Origin of the sequence: Gordonia humi (assembly GCF_014197435.1) — a bacterium.
Lineage (GTDB): Bacteria > Actinomycetota > Actinomycetes > Mycobacteriales > Mycobacteriaceae > Gordonia > Gordonia humi.
Genome location: NZ_JACIFP010000001.1, coordinates 2,711,114 through 2,728,552, shown reverse-complemented (window position 1 = coordinate 2,728,552; position 17,439 = coordinate 2,711,114). Strand labels below are relative to the sequence as shown.

Sequence of the window (17,439 nt, the reverse complement as noted above, 5' to 3'; positions counted from 1 at the left end):
CTCAGTCCACCGCCAGTCGATACCCGCGCTTGACCACGGTCCCGATCATCTCGCGGACGCCGAGCGCGGTCCGCAGACGTGCGACGGCGACCTCGACGGCGTGCGGATCGTCGCCCGCGACCGGCAGCACCTCGAGCAGGTCCTGTCGGGAGACGACCTCGCCGGGTGTCGACGCCAGCACTCTGAGCACGGCCAGACCGGTCGCCGACACCTCGCGGACCTCACCGTCGACGACGGCCGACGCCGCATGCACACCGAGCCGGTGACCGGCGACGTCCAGGTCCGGCGACCGGACCGGCAGGTCCTCACCGATCAGCCTGGCCAGCGCACCGAGCCGCATCCGATCAGGCGCCACGCTGGGGATCGCGGCCTGGTCGAGGGGAACCGAGGTCACCGGCCCGACGCTGTAGGCCGTCACATCGGTTTCGAGGACCCGCACGAGCCGGTCGCGCACGCCGAGCTCGCCCGCGCGCAGCAGCATCGATGCGGCGGCCGGCGCCGACGTGAACGCCACCGCGTCGACCCGGGCGTGCGCGACGTCGTCGATCAACGCGTCGAACGCGTCGACGTCGCTCGGCCCCTCCCATCGATAGACGGGCACACCGACGATGCGCGCGCCCCGGTCCTCGAGTCCGGAGAGGAAGCCAGGATTCGGGTCCCACGCGTCGGTGGCCCCGTGCAGTTGGACCGCGACACGACGTCCGTCGAGATCGTCGGCCGTCAGATGGTCGAGCACCTCCGCGGACGACTCCGACGCCGGCGACCACTCCTCGCGCAGACCCGCCGCACGGAGCGCACCCGTCGCCTTGGGGCCGCGGGAGATGATCCGCGCCGAACCGAGCGCGCCGAGCAGATCGTCGGCCAGCCCCCACTCGTCGGCGGCCTCGATCCAGCCTCGGAAGCCGATGCCGGTGGTCGCGATCAGCAGGTCCGGCGGCTCGGCGATCAGCGCGCGCGTGGCCTCCGACAGTCCGGCGTCGTCGGACAACGGCACCATCGAGATGGCGGCCGCCGACACCACGCGCGCACCGCGCCGGGTCAACAGCGCCTCGAACTCCTCGGCCCGACGCGCCGCCGTGATCGCGACGGAGAACCCCGCCAGTGTGGGCGGGGTTCTCGTATCCGCGTTCGACGTCATGACCTCATCGTTCCAGACGCCGCGACGACGTCCTCGGCCGGAACTCCGCGCGCCGCACCGACGTACGCCCGCCAGGTGATGACGGCGGCGACGGCGTAGAACGCGGCGAACACCGCGAACGCCCACACCGGCGACCCGCCGTCGCCGGACTGGTACGCCTGCCGCAGCACGAGGTTGATGCCGACGCCGCCCAGCCCGCCGAGTGCTCCCGCGATGCCGATGACCGCCCCGGACGCCGCACGATCGGGGAACACGGTCGGGATGATCTTGTACACCGAGCCGTTGCCCATCCCGGACAACACGAACAGCACGATGAACGCGACGGTCATGACGGTCAGCGATCCTTCGCCCGCGACCAGCAGCCCGGCGGCGGCGATCATGCCGACGAACACCGCGAGCGTCACCGGCGCACCGCCGAACCGGTCGGCGAGACGACCGCCGTACACCCGGCTGATCGAGCCGAGCAGCGGGCCGACGAAGGCGATCGACGCCGCGTGCAACGCCGCGTCGGACGCCGACTGTCCGCCCTCCCGGAAGTCGATGGCCAGCACCTGGGCGAACGCGAACGAGAAGCCGATGAACGAGCCGAAGGTGCCGATGTACAGCAGCGAGACGCACCACGTGTTCCGATCGCGCAACGCGCCGCGCATGGCACTCACATCGACTCCCGGACCGTCGAGATCGTCCATGAAGACCGCCGCACCGATACCGGCGACGACCAGTGCCACCAGATAGAACGCACACACCCAGTACGGCTCGCCCGCACCGGCCCAGGCCAGTACCAGCAGGCCGAGCAGTTGGACGGCCGGGACGCCGAGATTCCCGCCGCCCGCGTTGAGTCCGAGGGCCCATCCCTTGAGTCGTTGGGGGTAGAACGCGTTGATGTTCGTCATCGACGACGCGAAGTTGCCGCCGCCGAGCCCCGTCAGCGCCGCGCACACCAGGTACGCCCACAGCGGCTGTCCCGGATTCGCGAGCAGCACGATGGTCGCCGACACCGGAATCAGCAGGACCGCCGCGGAGAACACCGTCCAGGTGCGGCCGCCGAACCGCGTGGTCGCCATCGTGTACGGGAACCGCAGCAGTGCGCCGGTCAGCGTGGCCACCGCGCCGATCAGGAACTTGTCGCCGGTCGAGATCCCGTACACGTCCGACGGCATGAAGAGCACCATCACCGACCACAACGACCAGACGGAGAATCCGACGTGCTCGGCCACGACGGACCAGATCAGGTTGCGGCGGGCGACGGCCGCGCCGCCGTTCTCCCACGCCGCCGTGTCCTCTGGATCCCAGTGTTCGATCGTCCGACGTCGCCGCATGCGCGCCCCTCTCGTGCGTCGTCGGCGGATCTCGCCGACTGGACACGACGCTAAGGAGCCGATGTTGCCGACGGCGGCCACGGCCGTCACGGAGACGTCACAAAGACCTCGCACCGCGTCGACCACGCGTGTGAGGGCCACCAGGAAACCGACAGGAGATCACCCCGTGTGCGTCCAGGAATCGTCCATACCTTGATTCGTGTGGCGCCGAGAAGCCCGGTGCCACATCCGAATTGAAACCGAATCAGAAGAAGGAGCGCCCCATGGCACACCCCACCCCGAACCGTCAGCCCGCCCCGCAGCAGCAGCACGCGGCCCCGCGACGTCGCCGCGTCCGCCAGTGGGACCGCCGTAACCGTCGGTGGACCTGGACCTGGCGCTGACCCGCATCCCGCATCCAACCCCCGCGTGCGCCGGGCTCGTCGACGAGCCCGGCGCACGGCCGTCGCACAGGACTCCCATGACTCTTCGCCAGGCCGTCGCCCGGTTCGCGCCGATGCTGCGCGGGCATCGACGCGCACTGTCCGTGGCCGCCGTCGCCTTCGTCGTCGCGGCCGGATTCGACGCGGCAGGCGTGTTCGTCCTCGCCGACGTCGTCGACGCCGCGCTCGACGCGCCGACGCTCTGGGCGCTCGCGCCGCTGGCACTCGTGTGGATCGGCGTCACAGCGGTGTCGTCGCTCACCGACTACGGCGGTCAGGTGCTCGCCGCACGCGAATCGGAGACGATCGTGCTCGCACTGCGTGACCGCGTGTTCGCGCACGTCCAACGACTCTCACCCACCGCCCATCGGCGCCGCGGCATCGGCGACCTCGTGGTCCGTCACTCCGAGGATCTCGAGGCCGTCGAACACCTCGTCTCCTCGGGTCTGCTGTCGGCCGTGGTCGCCGTGGTCAACACGGTCGCCCTGTTGGCCGCCGCGTGCTGGATGAGTCCGATCGTCACCCTCGTCGCACTGTGCGCGGTGCCGCCGATCTGGGCGTTGTCCGCCTGGTACGGACGACGGCAGACCGAGCACACGCGTCGGGAGCGCGACGCGACGAGCGACTTGGCCGAAGGCCTCCAGTCCGGATTCACCGGTCACGAGACGACGCTCGCGTACAACCGGGAGCACGCCGAGCAGGCCGCCGTCCACGCGTACGGCCGGGAGGCGATGGCCTCGCGCATCGCGCTGGCCCGCGTCGAAGCGGGTTTCGGCGCGGTACTGGGATTCGCGCAGATCCTGGTCGCCCTCGTCGTCGCCGTGGCCGGCGTCTGGCAGGTCCGACGCGGCGCGCTGTCGGTCGGCGAGTTGATGGCGCTGACCGGGTATCTGTCGATGCTCTACCCGAAACTGCAGGAGATCGCCGACGTGCGGCTCTCGGTGGCGGCCACCGCGGTCAGTGCCGAACGGATCTGCGAGCTGCTCGACGAGCCGCCGCACGCACCCGACGTCCACGACGCGACGGATCTGGTCGTCGGCGACGGGCTGGTCGAGTTCCGCGGCGTCGGCATGCGGCGCGGCGAGCGCACCGTCTTCGACGGCGTCGACCTCACCCTCCACCCCGGCCGGGTGACCGCACTCATCGGCCCCAGCGGCATCGGCAAGTCGACTCTCGCGGCCATCGCGACGCGCATGGAGACGCCCACCTCCGGGCGGGTGCTGGTCGACGGCGCCGACGTGGCGACGGTGACCGCTCGATCGGTGCGGGCGACGGTCACGTTGCTGCCGCAGACGCCGGTCGTCAAGGCCGGAACCGTCGCCGACAACATCGCCTACGGATGCGACGCCACGACGCGCGTCGACATCGTCGCCGCCGCCGTCGCGGCGGGCGCCGACGAGTTCATCATGGCGCTCCCCGACGGCTACGACACCGCTCTGGCCGCCGACGGGCTCGAACTCTCCGGCGGCCAACGACAGCGACTGTCCATCGCGCGAGCGCTGCTGCGCGACACTCCGATCCTGATCCTCGACGAGCCGACCGCGGCCCTCGACGACGGCTCCGTCGGCGATCTGCTGACACCGCTGCGCACGCTCTGCGCCGATCGCACCACGCTGCTGATCACCCACGACGCCCGCGTACTGGCACTCGCCGACTCGGTCGTCACGCTGGGTCAGTCGACCGGCAGCACGCCGATCGCGTCATGCAGGATCGTCCCGAGGTAGAGCACGCCGTCGCGTTCGGCGACGCCGGTGACGAAGGAGAACTCCGGGTGGTCCCGGCGGACGTCGTGGACGATCGTCCCGTCGAAGCCGATCCCGAGTACCCGCACGGTCTCCTCCGGTGCGGGACCGATCCGCTCCGGCGCACGCGCCAGGATCTTGCGAGCACGAAGCGGGAGCTTGAACATCGACTCCAGCACGCTGTTGCGCGGTGAGGCCAGCGCGACCCACACCAGTCCGTCCGACCCGACGGCCATGTTGTCCGGATAGCCGGGCAGGTCGTAGACGAACACCTCCGACGAGCCCGCACGCTCCCCCGTCAGCCAGTACCGCGTGATCCGCGCGCCGCCGGTCTCGGCGACGAGGGCGTACGTCTCGTCCGGCGCCAGGACCACACCGTTCGCGAACTGGAGGCCGCCGAGCAGCACCTCGACTCCGCCGTCCGGGAGCCTGCGGCACAGCCGACCGGTGCCCGAGTGCTCGATCAGGTCGGCGCGCCACCGGTCGATGGTGAAGCGTTGCGACGAGGTGGTGAAGTACACCGAGCCGTCCGATGCGGTCGCGGCGTTGCTCGCGAAGTGCAGCGGACGGCCGTCGACGGTGTCGGCGAGAACCGTCGCACGCCGTCGGCCCGCTTCCAGGAGCAGGAGCCCGCGGTCGTGGTCGCAGATGACGATGGAGCCGTCGGCGCGCGCATCGAGTCCGAGCAGATGGCCCGCGGTGTCGGCGAGGACCTCTGCCTCGCCGGAACCGACGTCGATCGCCACGAGTCGCCCGTCGGCCAGTCCGGTGGCGATCCGGCCGTCGGGCAGCACGACGACGTCTTCGGGAGCGGAACCGGGAACCGGGATCAGGCGCAGAGTGCTCACGGAACTCTTCATAGCAGGATTGACGCGCGTGTGCTGTCGACCACGTCGCATATGCAACATCTATATGAACGTTGTTGCATAGCACTTTGTTGCACTGCTACCGTGACGGCATGGCTTTGGAACACGCCATCCTGGTGTCGCTGTCCGAACGGCCGGGAACCGGCTACGAGATCGGGCAGCAGTTCGTGCGGTCCATCGGATACTTCTGGTCGGCCACCCACCAGCAGATCTATCGAACGCTCAAGAAGCTGCACGACGACGGACTCGTCAGCTTCGAGGCCGTCACCCAGGACGGTCGGCCGGACAAGAAGGTGTACTCGATCTCCGACGCCGGGCGCGAGGTCCTGGCGACATGGGTGGTCAGCCCCACCCCGCTGCCTCCGTTGCGCAGCGATCTCGGCGTCAAACTACGAGCCGCCGAGTTCGGCGACCTCTCCGAGGTCATCAAACAGCTCGAGGAGCACCGGGCCGAGGCCGCGGTGTCACTGGAGCTCTACCGCGGTTTCGAACGCGACTACTACCCGGACCCGACCGCTCTGCACGGCCGCAAGCTGAACCAGTACCTGGTTCTGCGCGGCGGAGTGCGCGTCACCGAGGGAACCGTCGAATGGTGCGACGAGGTGATCGACGGCCTCCGCCGCGAACTCGACTATCAGATCTCGCTGTCACCGGAGAAGTGAACAGCCCCGATTAGAAAGGTCCAGCCATGTCAGCCCCGACGGCCGAACCCAACACTCATTACCCGCGCCTGTTCGAGCCTCTGCGGATCGGCGGCACGACGCTGAAGAACCGACTGGTCATGGGCTCGATGCACACCGGTCTCGAAGACCGCCTGTGGGACACCCCGAAGCTCGCCGCGTACTACGCCGAGCGCGCCCGCGGCGGCGTCGGCCTGATCATCACCGGCGGCTTCTCGCCGTCGCGCACCGGTCTGCTGCTGCCGTTCGCCGGAAAGATGACCAACCAGGCCGACGTGCTTCGCCACCGCGAGTTCACCAAGGCGGTGCACGGCGAGGGCGGCAAGATCGCCCTGCAGATCATCCACGCGGGCCGCTACGGGTACACGCCGTTCAAGGTGGCCGCGGGCAGCGCGCCGTCGCCGATCCACCCGTTCAAGCACGTCCAGATGACCGAGGCGATCATCCGGCACGTGATCCGCTCGTTCGGGCAGAGCGCCAAGCTCGCTCGTCGCGCGGGCTACGACGCGATCGAGATCATGGGCGGCGAGGGCTACCTGATCAACCAGTTCCTGTGCCCGCACACCAACGACCGCACCGATCGCTGGGGCGGGTCGACGGAGAACCGGCAGCGGTTCCTGATCGAGATCATCACCGAGATCCGCAAGCAGGTCCCGCGCGACTTCCCGATCATCCTCCGTCAGTCCGTCGCCGACTTCGTCAAGGGCGGTCAGACCTTCGACGAGATCGCCCAGCTCGCCCGCCGCGCCGAAGAGCTCGGCGTCGACGCGATCAACACCGACATCGGTTGGCACGAGGCGCAGGTCCCGACGATCGTCACCTCGGTCCCACGCGGCGCGTTCGTCAAATTCACCGAGCGTCTGCGCGACGTGGTGTCGATCCCGCTGATCGCCTCGAACCGCATCAACACACCCGAGTTCGCCGAGGAGATCCTGGAGGGCGGCAAGGTCGACGCGATCTCGATGGCGCGACCGCTCCTGGCCGACCCCGACTTCGCGAACAAGGCCGCCTCCGGCCGTGCCGACGAGATCAACACGTGCATCGGCTGCAATCAGGCCTGCCTGGACCACGCGTTCGTCGGCAAGAAGGTCTCCTGCCTGCTGAACCCGCGTGCCGGTCGCGAGACCACACTGACGCTGGGACAGACTCGCCGCGCCAAGCGCGTCGCCGTCGTCGGCGCCGGTCCCGCCGGACTGTCGGCCGCTGTGTCGGCCGCGCAGAAGGGGCATCGCGTCGAACTCTTCGAGGGCGGCGACGCCATCGGCGGGCAGTTCTCCATCGCCGCGAAGATCCCCGGCAAGGAGGAGTTCAACGAGACGATCCGCTACTACACGCGCCAGCTCGAAGTGAACCACGTGGGCGTCCACCTGAACACCCGCGTCTCGGCGCAGGAGATCCTCGACGGCGGGTTCGACGAGGTGATCGTCGCGACCGGCGTCACCCCGCGTATACCCGACATCGAGGGCATCGATCACCCGATGGTCATGTCGTACGCCGACGCCGTGCTGGGCCGCCGCGAGATCGGCAAGCGGGTGGCCGTGATGGGCGCCGGCGGCATCGGCTTCGACGTCACCGAGTTCCTCACCACCGACGAGTCGCCCACTCTGAACCTGAAGGAGTGGGAGCAGGAGTGGGGCGTCACCGAGGATCTCGACACCCCGGGCTTCGTCACCAAGATGCGTCCGCTGCCCGCCGCCCGCCAGGTGTACATGGTGCAGCGCAAGCCCGGCAGCCAGGGCAAGACCCTCGGCAAGACCTCCGGCTGGGTGCACCGCGCGACCGTCAAGATGAAGGGCGTCGAGCAGATCTCGGCCGCGACGTACGACAAGATCGACGATCGGGGTCTGCACATCACCCTGCACGACCGTGAGGGCAATGTCACCGGTTCCCGAGTCCTCGAAGTCGACAACGTCGTCGTCTGCGCGGGCCAGGAGTCGGTCCGCGAGCTCGTCGATCCGCTCACCGAGGCCGGCGTGATCACCCATGTGATCGGCGGCGCCGACTTCGCGGGCGAACTCGACGCCAAACGCGCCATTCGCCAGGGCACCGAGGCCGCCGCGGGCATCGACTGACGGGCTCACGACCGTCCCTGTTCCGCCGACTCGAGCCGATACTCGGTTCGAGCCGGCGGAACAGTCGGTTGCCGGGCCGGTACCATCGCCCCATGCCTGTCACCGCCCGTACCACCGCCCGCGCCGTCGTCACCGGGGCCTCGTCCGGCATCGGCATGGCGTTGGCGCGTGAGTTGGCCCGACGCGGCCACTCGGTGATCCTCGTCGCACGACGCGGCGAGATCCTCGACGAGTTGGCCACCGAGTTGCGCAGCCGACACCACGTGGCGGCCGAGGTCCGCGCCGTCGACCTGTCCGATTCCGAGGCGACCGCACGACTGTGCGACGAGTTGAGCGCGCGCGAGATCTCGGTGCTGTGCAACAACGCGGGCATCGCCACCTTCGGCGCCGTCGCCGATCTCGATCGGGAGTACGAGCGCGCCCAGGTGCGGTTGAACGCGAACGCCGTCCACGATCTGACATTGGCGGTGCTGCCGCAGATGATCGAGCGAGGCGACGGCGGAATCCTCATGGTCGGCTCGGCCGCGGGCAACATGGCGATCCCGAACAACGCCACGTACGCGGCGACGAAGGCGTTCGTGAACACCTTCAGCGAGTCGCTGCGGGGCGAGCTCAAGGGCACCGGTGTTCACGTGACCCTCCTCGCACCGGGCCCGGTCCGCACCGAGACACCCGCACCGGAGGACCAGTCGGTGGTCGATCGGATGGTTCCCGACTTCCTGTGGCATTCGTCCGACAAGGTCGCCGCGATGAGCCTGGACGCATTGGGGCGCAACAAGATGCGCGTGGTGCCCGGCGCCCTCTCGAAGGCGATGTCGGTGGCGGGCGGCTACTCTCCGCGTGCGGTGGTCGCGCCGATCGTCGGACGCTTCTACGGCAAGCTCGGCGAGGGCGACTGACACACGGCGGCTCCGTCGGGCATAGAGTCGATCGAGTGCAGGACAAACTCGTGTGGATCGACTGTGAGATGACCGGCCTCGACGTGGGCTCCGACAAACTGATCGAGATCGCGGCGCTCGTCACCGACAGCGACTTGAACATTCTGGGCGAGGGTGTCGACGTGGTGATCCACGCCGACGACGACGCGCTCGCGAACATGCCCGACGTGGTCGTGAAGATGCACGCCGACTCGGGACTGACCGAGGAGGTGCGTGCGTCGACGGTGACTCTCGCCGAAGCCGAGAAGATGGTGCTCGACTATCTGCGGCAGCACATCAAGGGCACCGGCTCGACTCCCCTGGCCGGCAACTCGATCGCGACCGATCGCGGCTTCATCGCGCGGGACATGCCCGCCCTCGACTCGTTCCTCCACTACCGGATGGTGGACGTCAGCTCGATCAAGGAGCTGTGCCGCCGGTGGTTCCCGTCGGTCTACTTCGGTCAGCCGCCGAAGGGGCTCGCGCACCGCGCCCTCGCGGACATCCGCGAGTCGATTCAAGAGCTTCGCTACTACCGGGCCGCCGCCTTCGTGCCCGCGCCGGGTCCCGACTCGAAGGCTCTGCAGCAGATCGTCGCCGATCTCCCGCCGGTGTGACCGCCTGCGCCCCAACACCTCCCACGGTGGTCGGTCCCCATCCGCTCCACGCCGACCGTGGGAGCCGACGGATGCCGTGGCAGGATCTACTGCCGCGGGATCGTATGGAAAGTCGCTGGTCAGAATCCGATTGGAGTTTTCGGTCGGAAACCGGCTAGAGTATGACCCTGGCTCGGACAACACTGTGTGAACAGTGGGAATCCGGCGCCGATGGTGGCTGTAGTTCAGTTGGTAGAGCACCAGGTTGTGATCCTGGCTGTCGCGGGTTCGAGTCCCGTCAGCCACCCCCGCAGGTGGGAGACCCTTTTCACGGGTCTCCCACCTTCTGCATTCGGCAGTCAACCCTCGTACGACGTGCCCCTCCTCGTCACACGTCGATCGGATCCGACATCGCCCAGTACTCGGCGTAGCGACCGTTCAGCAGCATGAGTTCTGCGTGCGTGCCCTGCTCAACGACGTGGCCGTGATCGATGAAGGCGATCTGATCCGCGTCCCGCACCGAGTGCACTCGGTGCGCCGCCATCACGACAGTTCGTCCGTTGCACAGCCGGTCGATCCCGTGATGCACGGCGGCATCGCTCAGCGGGTCGAGCGCGGACGTCACTTCGTCGAGGAGAACGACCGGCGCGTTCTTGAGCAGTGCGCGCGCGATGGACACGCGTTGTCGTTCTCCGCCGGAGAGGAACGCTCCGCCTTCTCCGACCACGGTCGACCAGCCGTCGGGGAGACGTTCGATCACGTCGTCGAGTTGTGCGGCGGTAGCGGCGGCGCGTACTTCGGCGTGTGTGGCGTCAGGTCTGGCGAGGTGGATGTTCTGTTCGATCGTTCCGTCGAAGAGATAGACGTCTTGGAAGACGATCGAGAACTGGGCCATCAGAGTGACGGGGTCGATGTCTCTGAGGTCTGTTCCCCCGATGTGAACCGCACCGCCGTCGACGTCGGAGAAGCGAGCGAGGAGTTTCAGTATCGTGCTCTTGCCCGCACCCGACGGCCCGACCAGTGCGAGTCGGTGTCCGTCCGGCACGGTCAGCGAGAGGTCGTCGATGATGGTGCGCCCGCCCGCTCGCAGAGTCACGGCGTTGAGTTCCAGGTCGTGGCGCACCGGAGTCCTGGGACATGGTGCTACCGGCAACGGCCTCGTCTCGAGAACGTCGTCGATGCCGATGAGCACCGTCCGCGCGCCGCGGATCCTCCCGCCGATCTCGTTCAGCGACAGAAGCGGATCGGCGCCGAGCGTGGCGAGGAGCAGAACGGCCAGCACGTCGGGAACGCGGAGGTCTCCGCTCAGGGCGACGTGGACGGCGAGGACCATCGTGCAGACGAACGCTGTCTGCACGATGGTCGTCAGTGCTATCGCACCGGGGATCGTCCTGAGCGTTGTGCGCCGAGACGCGGTCTCCAGGTCTCGTAACGATCGATCCAGGATCTCAAAGCGTTCCGCGTTCCGGTCACCGGCGCGAAGTACGGGCTGTGCGTGCAGGAACTCCACGACTCGTGCCGTGGCCTCCTGTTCTCGTGCGATCCGTTCCGTGTCACCCGCAGCAGTGCTCCTCTCCGTCCACACGTGGACCGCGCCGATCAGAGGTGCGGCCACGATCGCGGCGACACCGATGCGCCAGTCGACGAAGGTGATGACCACGGCGACGGTCGCAGGAGTTAACGTCGCCGAGATGAGCGGGCCGAGCAGATGCGCGACTGCGCTCATCGCTTGGAGGACACCCCGTCCGGCGAGGACCGAGACCTCGCCGACTCGCGAAGGCGTGAACCAGCCGATGGGAAGCGCGGTGAGATGGTCTCCGAGACGACGGTACGTGCCGCGCAACAGTGCCGCACCGACTCGGAAGCCCGTGAGATCTGCCACGTAGCGGAGGACGGCGTACGCGACGACGGTGCCGGCGAAGACCGCGATCCAGGGCCAGGCGGAGTCGGGGGTCGGCCCGAGCAGGCCGCGCAGAACAGGAAGGACGAGCGCATAAGAGATGCCTTCGAGAACTGCTGCGGCGACCATGAGCGCGACGGCGCGTCTGAGCGGTGAAGCGTACTGCTGTCCCAGCACACGCAGGAGCAGGCGGATCATCGGGATCGATTGTCCTTTCGCGGCGACTGATGGCGCACTTCTTCGATGCGTCCCTGATCGAGTGCGAGCACGGTGTCGGCGTTCGACGTGGACTCCGACCGATGAGCGATCATCAGAACGGTCTTGTCTTGAGACGCGAGCATCTGACGGATGGCGCGTTCGGTCTGCGGGTCGGCGAACGACGTGGCCTCGTCGAGAACGAGCACGGGCGTATCAGCGAGCAGTGCGCGCGCGAGGGAGATTCGCTGTCGTTCGCCACCGGAGAGCTCCACATCCTCGCCGATCACCGATTCGTACCCACGCGGCATCTGGAGAATCCGATCGTGGATGTTCGCCCGTACGGCCGCTCGGACGATGTCACCGTGGGCGGCGTGTGGCACAGCGAGCGAGATGTTCTCGGCGATCGTCGCGCGAAGCACTCGGACGTCTTGGAAGACGAAGGAGATGGTGCGGTAGAGGTCACCGCTACTGAGTTCGCGTATGTCGACTCCGCCGAGCAGGATGGCGCCCGCGGTCGGATCCGCGAACCTGGGAAGCAACTCGATCAGCGTGGATTTGCCACTGCCCGAGGGCCCGGTCAGTGCTGTCGTCGTACCGGGTTCGAGAACCAGGTCGATTCCGGTGAGCACCTCGTGGTCTCCGTATCCCGCATGAACACCACGGAACTCCACCCGATGCCCCACGGGAGTCTCGGGTGCTCGTCGTACGTCCATCGACGGGATGGCGAGCACCTCTTCGATGCGCCCGAGCGCACGCCGCGCTGCGACCAGGTCGTCGAATCCGTGGCCGAGTGCGGCGACGGGGGCGGTGAGCCCCATCCCGAGGAAGAGGAACGGGAGAAGGTCGACGGCGTCGATGCTCTCCGTCACGATCAGCGTCGCCCCACCGATGAACACGACGAGGAGTACGAATGCCGGGGAGAGGACGAACTGCATCGCCGCGGCCGGGCGGGAGATCCCCCGCACCCATCGAGTGAAGACCGTGACGAATGCGTCCGTCGCGGTCCGGAAACGCTGGTGTGCCCGTCCGGGAGCACCGAAGGTCTTGACGACGGCGATTCCCTCGACGAACTCGATGACGGCGCTGGTGACGTGCCCCATGGCTTCGTCGAACTCTTCCTGTTCGCGCAATCGAGGCGGCGTCATCATCGCAGGCACGAACACGATCGCCAGGGCGACGGGAATCAGCGTGATCAGCGTCATCCGCCAGTCGACGGTGAAGAGATACACGGCCACGCCGATGGGGACGACGAATGCGGAGACGAGTTCGCCGGGCGCGTGGGCGATGAACGGGTGGACGGTGCTCACGTCGTCGCCGATCGCTTTCGTGAGGTCTCCGGTCCGGCGCTCAACGAGCCGTCCGAGTTGCACCCGGCTCAGTTTCATCGCGAGACGCCTGCGGAGGTCTAGCTGTACAGTCCCGTCGAGCACATGCCCCGAGGTGGCCGCCGCGGCGATGAGTACGACGCCGAGGACAAGCCCGCCGGCTCCGAACATCACGGCCCGCCAGACATGGTGGCCGTCCGTCGGCCCGTCGGAGAGGAACGCCCGGCCGATCTCCATCGCTGCCATAAGCGGGGCGAGCCCCATGACCGAGCCCAGCGCATAGAGGAGGACGATGAGCGCGAATCGACCTCGATAGGGCCGCACCAGTTCCTTGGTTCGCATGATCATCTCCCCGTCGCCGCGTTCGCGCGTGTCATGGCGTCGGTCGTTCGTTCAGGCGTCGCCGCAGGAACTCGGTGACATCCGTCCGCGCCCTCATCGCCTGGGGCACGAGCGTGGGCATGCTGAGAAATGCGTGCGTCGCCCCCGGATACTCCCCGAGCTGCACGGCGGTCCCGGCCGCCTGAAGGCGCTCGGCATAGCGTCTCCCCTGGTCGGAGATCGGATCGTACGTCGGAACAATGATCAGTGCGGCGGCGAGCCCGCTGAGATCCTCCAGGCGGAGAGGAGACAGTGCCGCAGCGTCGGCTCCGGGAGGGACGGCGAGCCGCAGGAACATCTCCATCTGCCCGGTGGTCAGTGTGGGGTTGTCGGCGTACCGGGAGTACGACGGCCACTCGCTCATCGCAGAAGCGACGTCCAGACAGGGATTCGCCAGCACCTGCGCGCGAACGGCGTGGCCGGCGTCCCGGGCGCGAATCGCGCTGAGTGCCGCGATCAGCCCTCCCGTGCTCTCGCCGAACACGGCGACACGGTCGGCATCGATTCCCCACTGCTCGGCCGCCCCGAGCACGTGTTCGAGGGCTTCCCAGCCGTCGTCGACCGCCTCCGAGAGCGGTGTGTCCGGGGCGAGCAAGCGATGCTCGACAGAGATCACCACTGCGGGCAGGCGAGCGGCGAGGTGACTGTTGACCCAGTCGCTCTGTGCCGCCGTTCCCACGAACCCCCCGCCGTGCACGTGCAGCACGAGCGGAAACACACGGTCGGTTTGTTCGAGGCGACGCCGAATCGGGCGGTACACCCGCACCGGAAGCAGACGCCCCGGCAAGGCGAGGTCCTGCCACTCCGCGTCCGCACCGGAGTCCATGCGACCGGTGATGACGCGAGCCAGAGGTGACGCGCGCTTGCGATTCACCGCCAGTTGCAGGGCGCGTAGTTCGTCAGCTGTCATCTGCGACCACTCGGGCTCTTTTCCGAGGGCGGCGTAGAGCCGAAGTCGCAGTGGAGGTCGATCGGCGTCGACGTCGGTCATGGCATCTTCCTTGCAGTAGTAGTGCGATCGGTTCCCTCGACCTCGAATGCGGCGCGCGCGTGCACCTGTCGGTCGACCGGAGCGCGATGCTCAGTGCCGAGCATCGCGCACCAACTGGACAGTCGAGGCGATGCCGAAGATCGTCGGAACGAGCATCACCAGCCCGCATACCGGAGCGAAGATCCGCTCGCCGTACTCAGTCGTCGCCGACAGCAGAATCGCGACCGCACCGGTCACCAGCGTCGCCGCTGCCGACAGCACCGGAGGCCACCACCCTCGCGCCTTCACGACCACGAGCATCAGCGCCCAGATCAGCGCGACCGTGAACGCGACGGCGTACAGAATCCCGTAGACCAGGCCTGGATCCGGGGTCGCTCCGTGCGAAGCGTACGCAGCGTCTGTGAACCCGTAGAGCGACTGTGCACCCGTCTGATCGATCACCGTGGCGGCCGCCACGATCACTGACACGAACACCGCAGCCCAGATCATGATCGCGGCGAAGCGGTGACCACGACCTGTTCGGAGAGTGGGCTCACTCGACATTTCAGAAAGTGACTGTCTCATAGAGAGTGACTCTAGGTACGGCATCCGAGGGAGTCAACACCTAACTGAAAGTCACTTGCCGAACGTCGGCCTCGGTGTTAGCGTGCCGATATGGCGGGACTTCGAGAGAGCTGGCGCGTAGCCGCGATGCAGACGATTCAAGAGTGTGCGTTGGATCTGTTCGACGAACGTGGATTCGCAGCGGTGAAGATTGAAGATGTCGCCGAAGCCGCGGGAGTGTCGCCGTCGTCGATCTATCGGTACTTCGGCACCAAAGAAGGTCTCATCGTGGCCGATGAGTTCGACACCTGGGGAAAGGAGACCATCGAAGCGGTTCTCGACCCCCGGGATCCGGTCGGCAGCTTGATCGAAGCGGTGGTCGCCTATGAAGCGCCTCGGACCTCAGGGGGAGACGGTGTCGTCCCGTCAGCGGACATACCGTGGCGGCGCGTGCGCTACTTCTTCGCTGAACCGTCGGTGCGATTGGCCGCACAGGCCTCTCTCGATCGGGCGAGCCTACTCATCGCGCCGCTGCTCGTCTCCTCGGGCGCACTCAGTCCGACCCAGGCTCGCGTGGCGGCGAACTCGTTGGCCTTCGGCTATTTCGCCTGCCTCGAGCAGTGGTATCTCGACGACCGCACCCGACCTATCGCATGGTACGTAGAAGAGGGCCTGCGCCCGTTGCGTGAGATCTGGGGAGAGCGGAGAACCGACCCGGACCTCACGGCCGCACCACAGACCTGACCGCGGTCGTACGACGGGACGCGTGCGCCGGGTGCACTTCCCCGGCGCACGCGGTTCCGCCGGATCTCTATCCGACCGGCGTGAAGAAGTTGACCAGGTTGCCGTCGGGATCACGGAACAGCAGCGACCGGTTGCCCCAGGGCATGGTCGTCGGCTCGTTCACGAATTCGTCGACCACGCCGCGCAGCGTCGGGTAGAGCGCGTCGACGTCGTCCACCCGGAAGTCGAGGATCGCCGACCGGTTCGCCGACGCCTGCGCGGCGTCGTCACCCAGGAGCGGCACCGTAGCCGAACTCGAGACGGCCAGGGTGCCCGACGGGGTGCGCAGTTCGGCGAACATCTCGTGCAGCCGGTTCGCGGTGACGCCGGTGACGCGCTCGTAGAAGGCGACGAGCCGGTCGACGTCGTCGGTGATGATGCGGGTCGCAGCGAAGTCCATGATGCTCCTGTCGGTGTGTGGTGGCTCTCTGCCACCTCGCCGACGATAGAAGGTGTTCCGGTCAGAACGGGTCCGCATGCCCGGGGGTCGAACGGCGGTCCATTCCGGTCATCGGCCCGGCGGACCTCGTATCGGTGGGACTGTTCGAGTGGCGTCGAACGGTGCGATTCGGCAGTCTGGAGGACGACCGTTCAACGCATGGAGGCGCCCGATGGCACAGACCGATCCGACCGCACACACCGTCGCACTGGGGACCTGGGCGTGGGGCGACAGCGGAGCGGTCGGCGACGGCTACTTCGGCACCGCACTCGACGAGAGCGAATTGCAGGACGTCGTCGACAGCGCGCACCGCAACGGGTTCACCCTGTGGGACACCGCCGCGGTCTACGGGATGGGCCGATCGGAGTCGGTCCTGGCACGCACGCTCGCGAAGTACGATCGCGCCGACTATCAGCTGTCCACCAAGTTCACTCCGCGGATCGCCGGCGACGGCGACGACCCGGTGGCCGACATGCTCGCGCAGAGCATGGAGCGTCTGAACACCGACTACATCGATCTGTACTGGATCCACAACCGCGACGACGTCGCTCGCTGGACCCCGCATCTGATCCCGCTGCTCGAGAGCGGCCGCGTGCGCAGGGTCGGCGTCTCGAATCACGATCTCGAGGACCTGAAGCTGGCACAGCGGATCCTCGGCGACGCCGGTTTCCGCGTCGACGCCGTGCAGAACCACTACAGCCTGCTGTACCGCGCCTCCGAGAACGCGGGCATCCTCGACTACTGTGCCGCCAACGACATCCAGTTCTACTCGTACATGGTCCTCGAACAGGGTGCGCTGACCGGGCGTTTCACCGTCGAGAACCCGATGCCCGCCGGCAGTGCCCGCGCGGACGCCTACAATCCGGCGCTGGCCGAGCTCACCGAGCTGACCGACACCCTCGCCGCGATCGGGGCCCGCCACGACGCGAGCGCCGCCGACGTCGCGACCGCATGGGCGATCGCCAAGGGCACCACCCCGATCGTCGGCGTCACCAGACCGCGCTACATCGATTCGCTGGTGCGCGCCGTCGCCGTCGAACTGGCCGACGACGAGATCACCGAGATCGAACGGCTCGCCGCCGCCACCGGCGTCGACACCCGGGGAGGCTGGGAGCAGCCCGTGTGAG

Annotated in this window: 15 protein-coding genes and 1 tRNA gene; 8 read left to right on the top strand and 8 right to left on the bottom strand. The window is 67.8% G+C overall.

Features of this window, described 5'->3' with window-relative positions; genetic code table 11:
* Position 1: 1 nt before the first annotated feature.
* Entirely contained in the window at positions 2-1,138 is a 1,137-nt protein-coding gene (locus tag BKA16_RS12420) for a uroporphyrinogen-III synthase (RefSeq protein ID WP_183370944.1), read from the bottom strand.
* Positions 1,135-2,457 carry an MFS transporter gene (locus BKA16_RS12415; RefSeq protein WP_183370943.1) on the bottom strand — a complete coding sequence of 441 codons (1,323 nt, stop codon included), beginning with the start codon at positions 2,455-2,457 and terminating at the stop codon, positions 1,135-1,137. Before BKA16_RS12415 ends, BKA16_RS12420 begins: the two co-directional genes overlap by 4 nt.
* 460 nt (positions 2,458-2,917) lie before the next feature.
* On the opposite strand from BKA16_RS12415, the gene BKA16_RS12410 reads away from it, so the two are divergent.
* Positions 2,918-4,603: an ABC transporter ATP-binding protein gene (locus tag BKA16_RS12410; protein ID WP_183370942.1), complete on the top strand. Its 1,686-nt coding sequence runs from the start codon at positions 2,918-2,920 to the stop codon at positions 4,601-4,603.
* On the opposite strand, the gene BKA16_RS12405 is transcribed toward BKA16_RS12410, so the two are convergent.
* Positions 4,552-5,469, bottom strand: a complete 918-nt coding sequence (locus BKA16_RS12405) for an SMP-30/gluconolactonase/LRE family protein (protein WP_343067404.1) — start codon at positions 5,467-5,469, stop codon at positions 4,552-4,554. The two genes, BKA16_RS12410 and BKA16_RS12405, sit on opposite strands and share 52 nt — an antisense overlap.
* Positions 5,470-5,579: 110 nt before the next feature.
* On the opposite strand from BKA16_RS12405, the gene BKA16_RS12400 reads away from it, so the two are divergent.
* The 5 genes from BKA16_RS12400 (at position 5,580) to BKA16_RS12380 (ending at position 10,059) form a co-directional block, all read left to right on the top strand.
* A complete protein-coding gene (locus BKA16_RS12400; protein WP_183370940.1) occupies positions 5,580-6,149 on the top strand; it encodes a PadR family transcriptional regulator in 570 nt (189 codons plus the stop codon).
* A 26-nt stretch (positions 6,150-6,175) separates the two neighbouring features.
* Positions 6,176-8,239 carry an NADPH-dependent 2,4-dienoyl-CoA reductase gene (locus tag BKA16_RS12395; protein WP_183370939.1) on the top strand — a complete coding sequence of 688 codons (2,064 nt, stop codon included), beginning with the start codon at positions 6,176-6,178 and terminating at the stop codon, positions 8,237-8,239.
* Positions 8,240-8,331: 92 nt separating this feature from the next.
* On the top strand, positions 8,332-9,138 hold the full coding sequence (gene cmrA, locus BKA16_RS12390; protein ID WP_183370938.1) for a mycolate reductase: 807 nt from the start codon (positions 8,332-8,334) through the stop codon (positions 9,136-9,138).
* 35 nt (positions 9,139-9,173) lie between these two features.
* A complete protein-coding gene (orn, locus tag BKA16_RS12385) occupies positions 9,174-9,773 on the top strand; it encodes an oligoribonuclease (protein ID WP_183370937.1) in 600 nt (199 codons plus the stop codon).
* 213 nt (positions 9,774-9,986) lie between these two features.
* Positions 9,987-10,059: transfer RNA gene (locus tag BKA16_RS12380), tRNA-His, on the top strand.
* An 81-nt stretch (positions 10,060-10,140) separates the two neighbouring features.
* Here BKA16_RS12380 and BKA16_RS12375 read toward each other — a convergent pair.
* From BKA16_RS12375 to BKA16_RS12360, 4 genes are all read right to left on the bottom strand, one after another.
* The gene (locus BKA16_RS12375) at positions 10,141-11,850 is read right to left on the bottom strand and encodes an ABC transporter ATP-binding protein (protein WP_183370936.1); all 1,710 of its coding nucleotides are present in this window, start codon (positions 11,848-11,850) and stop codon (positions 10,141-10,143) included.
* Positions 11,847-13,517 carry an ABC transporter ATP-binding protein gene (locus BKA16_RS12370; RefSeq protein ID WP_246371749.1) on the bottom strand — a complete coding sequence of 557 codons (1,671 nt, stop codon included), beginning with the start codon at positions 13,515-13,517 and terminating at the stop codon, positions 11,847-11,849. Before BKA16_RS12370 ends, BKA16_RS12375 begins: the two co-directional genes overlap by 4 nt.
* A gap of 31 nt (positions 13,518-13,548) precedes the next feature.
* Positions 13,549-14,547 carry an alpha/beta hydrolase gene (locus tag BKA16_RS12365; protein ID WP_183370934.1) on the bottom strand — a complete coding sequence of 333 codons (999 nt, stop codon included), beginning with the start codon at positions 14,545-14,547 and terminating at the stop codon, positions 13,549-13,551.
* A 90-nt stretch (positions 14,548-14,637) separates the two neighbouring features.
* Complete coding sequence (locus tag BKA16_RS12360) at positions 14,638-15,111, bottom strand: hypothetical protein (RefSeq protein ID WP_183370933.1); 474 nt, start codon at positions 15,109-15,111, stop codon at positions 14,638-14,640.
* A gap of 90 nt (positions 15,112-15,201) precedes the next feature.
* On the opposite strand from BKA16_RS12360, the gene BKA16_RS12355 reads away from it, so the two are divergent.
* The gene (locus BKA16_RS12355) at positions 15,202-15,834 is read left to right on the top strand and encodes a TetR/AcrR family transcriptional regulator (protein WP_183370932.1); all 633 of its coding nucleotides are present in this window, start codon (positions 15,202-15,204) and stop codon (positions 15,832-15,834) included.
* Positions 15,835-15,901: 67 nt separating this feature from the next.
* Here BKA16_RS12355 and BKA16_RS12350 read toward each other — a convergent pair whose 3' ends face one another.
* Positions 15,902-16,273 carry a VOC family protein gene (locus BKA16_RS12350; RefSeq protein ID WP_183370931.1) on the bottom strand — a complete coding sequence of 124 codons (372 nt, stop codon included), beginning with the start codon at positions 16,271-16,273 and terminating at the stop codon, positions 15,902-15,904.
* A gap of 211 nt (positions 16,274-16,484) precedes the next feature.
* Here BKA16_RS12350 and BKA16_RS12345 point away from each other — a divergent pair, with 211 nt between their 5' ends.
* On the top strand, positions 16,485-17,438 hold the full coding sequence (locus tag BKA16_RS12345) for an aldo/keto reductase (protein ID WP_183370930.1): 954 nt from the start codon (positions 16,485-16,487) through the stop codon (positions 17,436-17,438).
* Position 17,439 lies beyond the last annotated feature (1 nt).

Bases quoted from the DNA above. Each gene is read 5' to 3' on its own strand.
- BKA16_RS12355 (WP_183370932.1), top strand. From the start codon at position 15,202: ATGGCGGGACTTCGAGAGAGCTGGCGCGTAGCCGCGATGCAGACGATT.
- BKA16_RS12370 (WP_246371749.1), bottom strand. From the start codon at position 13,517: ATGCGAACCAAGGAACTGGTGCGGCCCTATCGAGGTCGATTCGCGCTC.
- BKA16_RS12345 (WP_183370930.1), top strand. From the start codon at position 16,485: ATGGCACAGACCGATCCGACCGCACACACCGTCGCACTGGGGACCTGG.
- BKA16_RS12415 (WP_183370943.1), bottom strand. From the start codon at position 2,457: ATGCGGCGACGTCGGACGATCGAACACTGGGATCCAGAGGACACGGCG.
- BKA16_RS12420 (WP_183370944.1), bottom strand. From the start codon at position 1,138: ATGACGTCGAACGCGGATACGAGAACCCCGCCCACACTGGCGGGGTTC.
- BKA16_RS12350 (WP_183370931.1), bottom strand. From the start codon at position 16,273: ATGGACTTCGCTGCGACCCGCATCATCACCGACGACGTCGACCGGCTC.
- BKA16_RS12375 (WP_183370936.1), bottom strand. From the start codon at position 11,850: ATGATCCGCCTGCTCCTGCGTGTGCTGGGACAGCAGTACGCTTCACCG.
- BKA16_RS12395 (WP_183370939.1), top strand. From the start codon at position 6,176: ATGTCAGCCCCGACGGCCGAACCCAACACTCATTACCCGCGCCTGTTC.
- BKA16_RS12400 (WP_183370940.1), top strand. From the start codon at position 5,580: ATGGCTTTGGAACACGCCATCCTGGTGTCGCTGTCCGAACGGCCGGGA.
- BKA16_RS12365 (WP_183370934.1), bottom strand. From the start codon at position 14,547: ATGACCGACGTCGACGCCGATCGACCTCCACTGCGACTTCGGCTCTAC.
- BKA16_RS12360 (WP_183370933.1), bottom strand. From the start codon at position 15,111: ATGAGACAGTCACTTTCTGAAATGTCGAGTGAGCCCACTCTCCGAACA.
- BKA16_RS12410 (WP_183370942.1), top strand. From the start codon at position 2,918: ATGACTCTTCGCCAGGCCGTCGCCCGGTTCGCGCCGATGCTGCGCGGG.
- cmrA (WP_183370938.1), top strand. From the start codon at position 8,332: ATGCCTGTCACCGCCCGTACCACCGCCCGCGCCGTCGTCACCGGGGCC.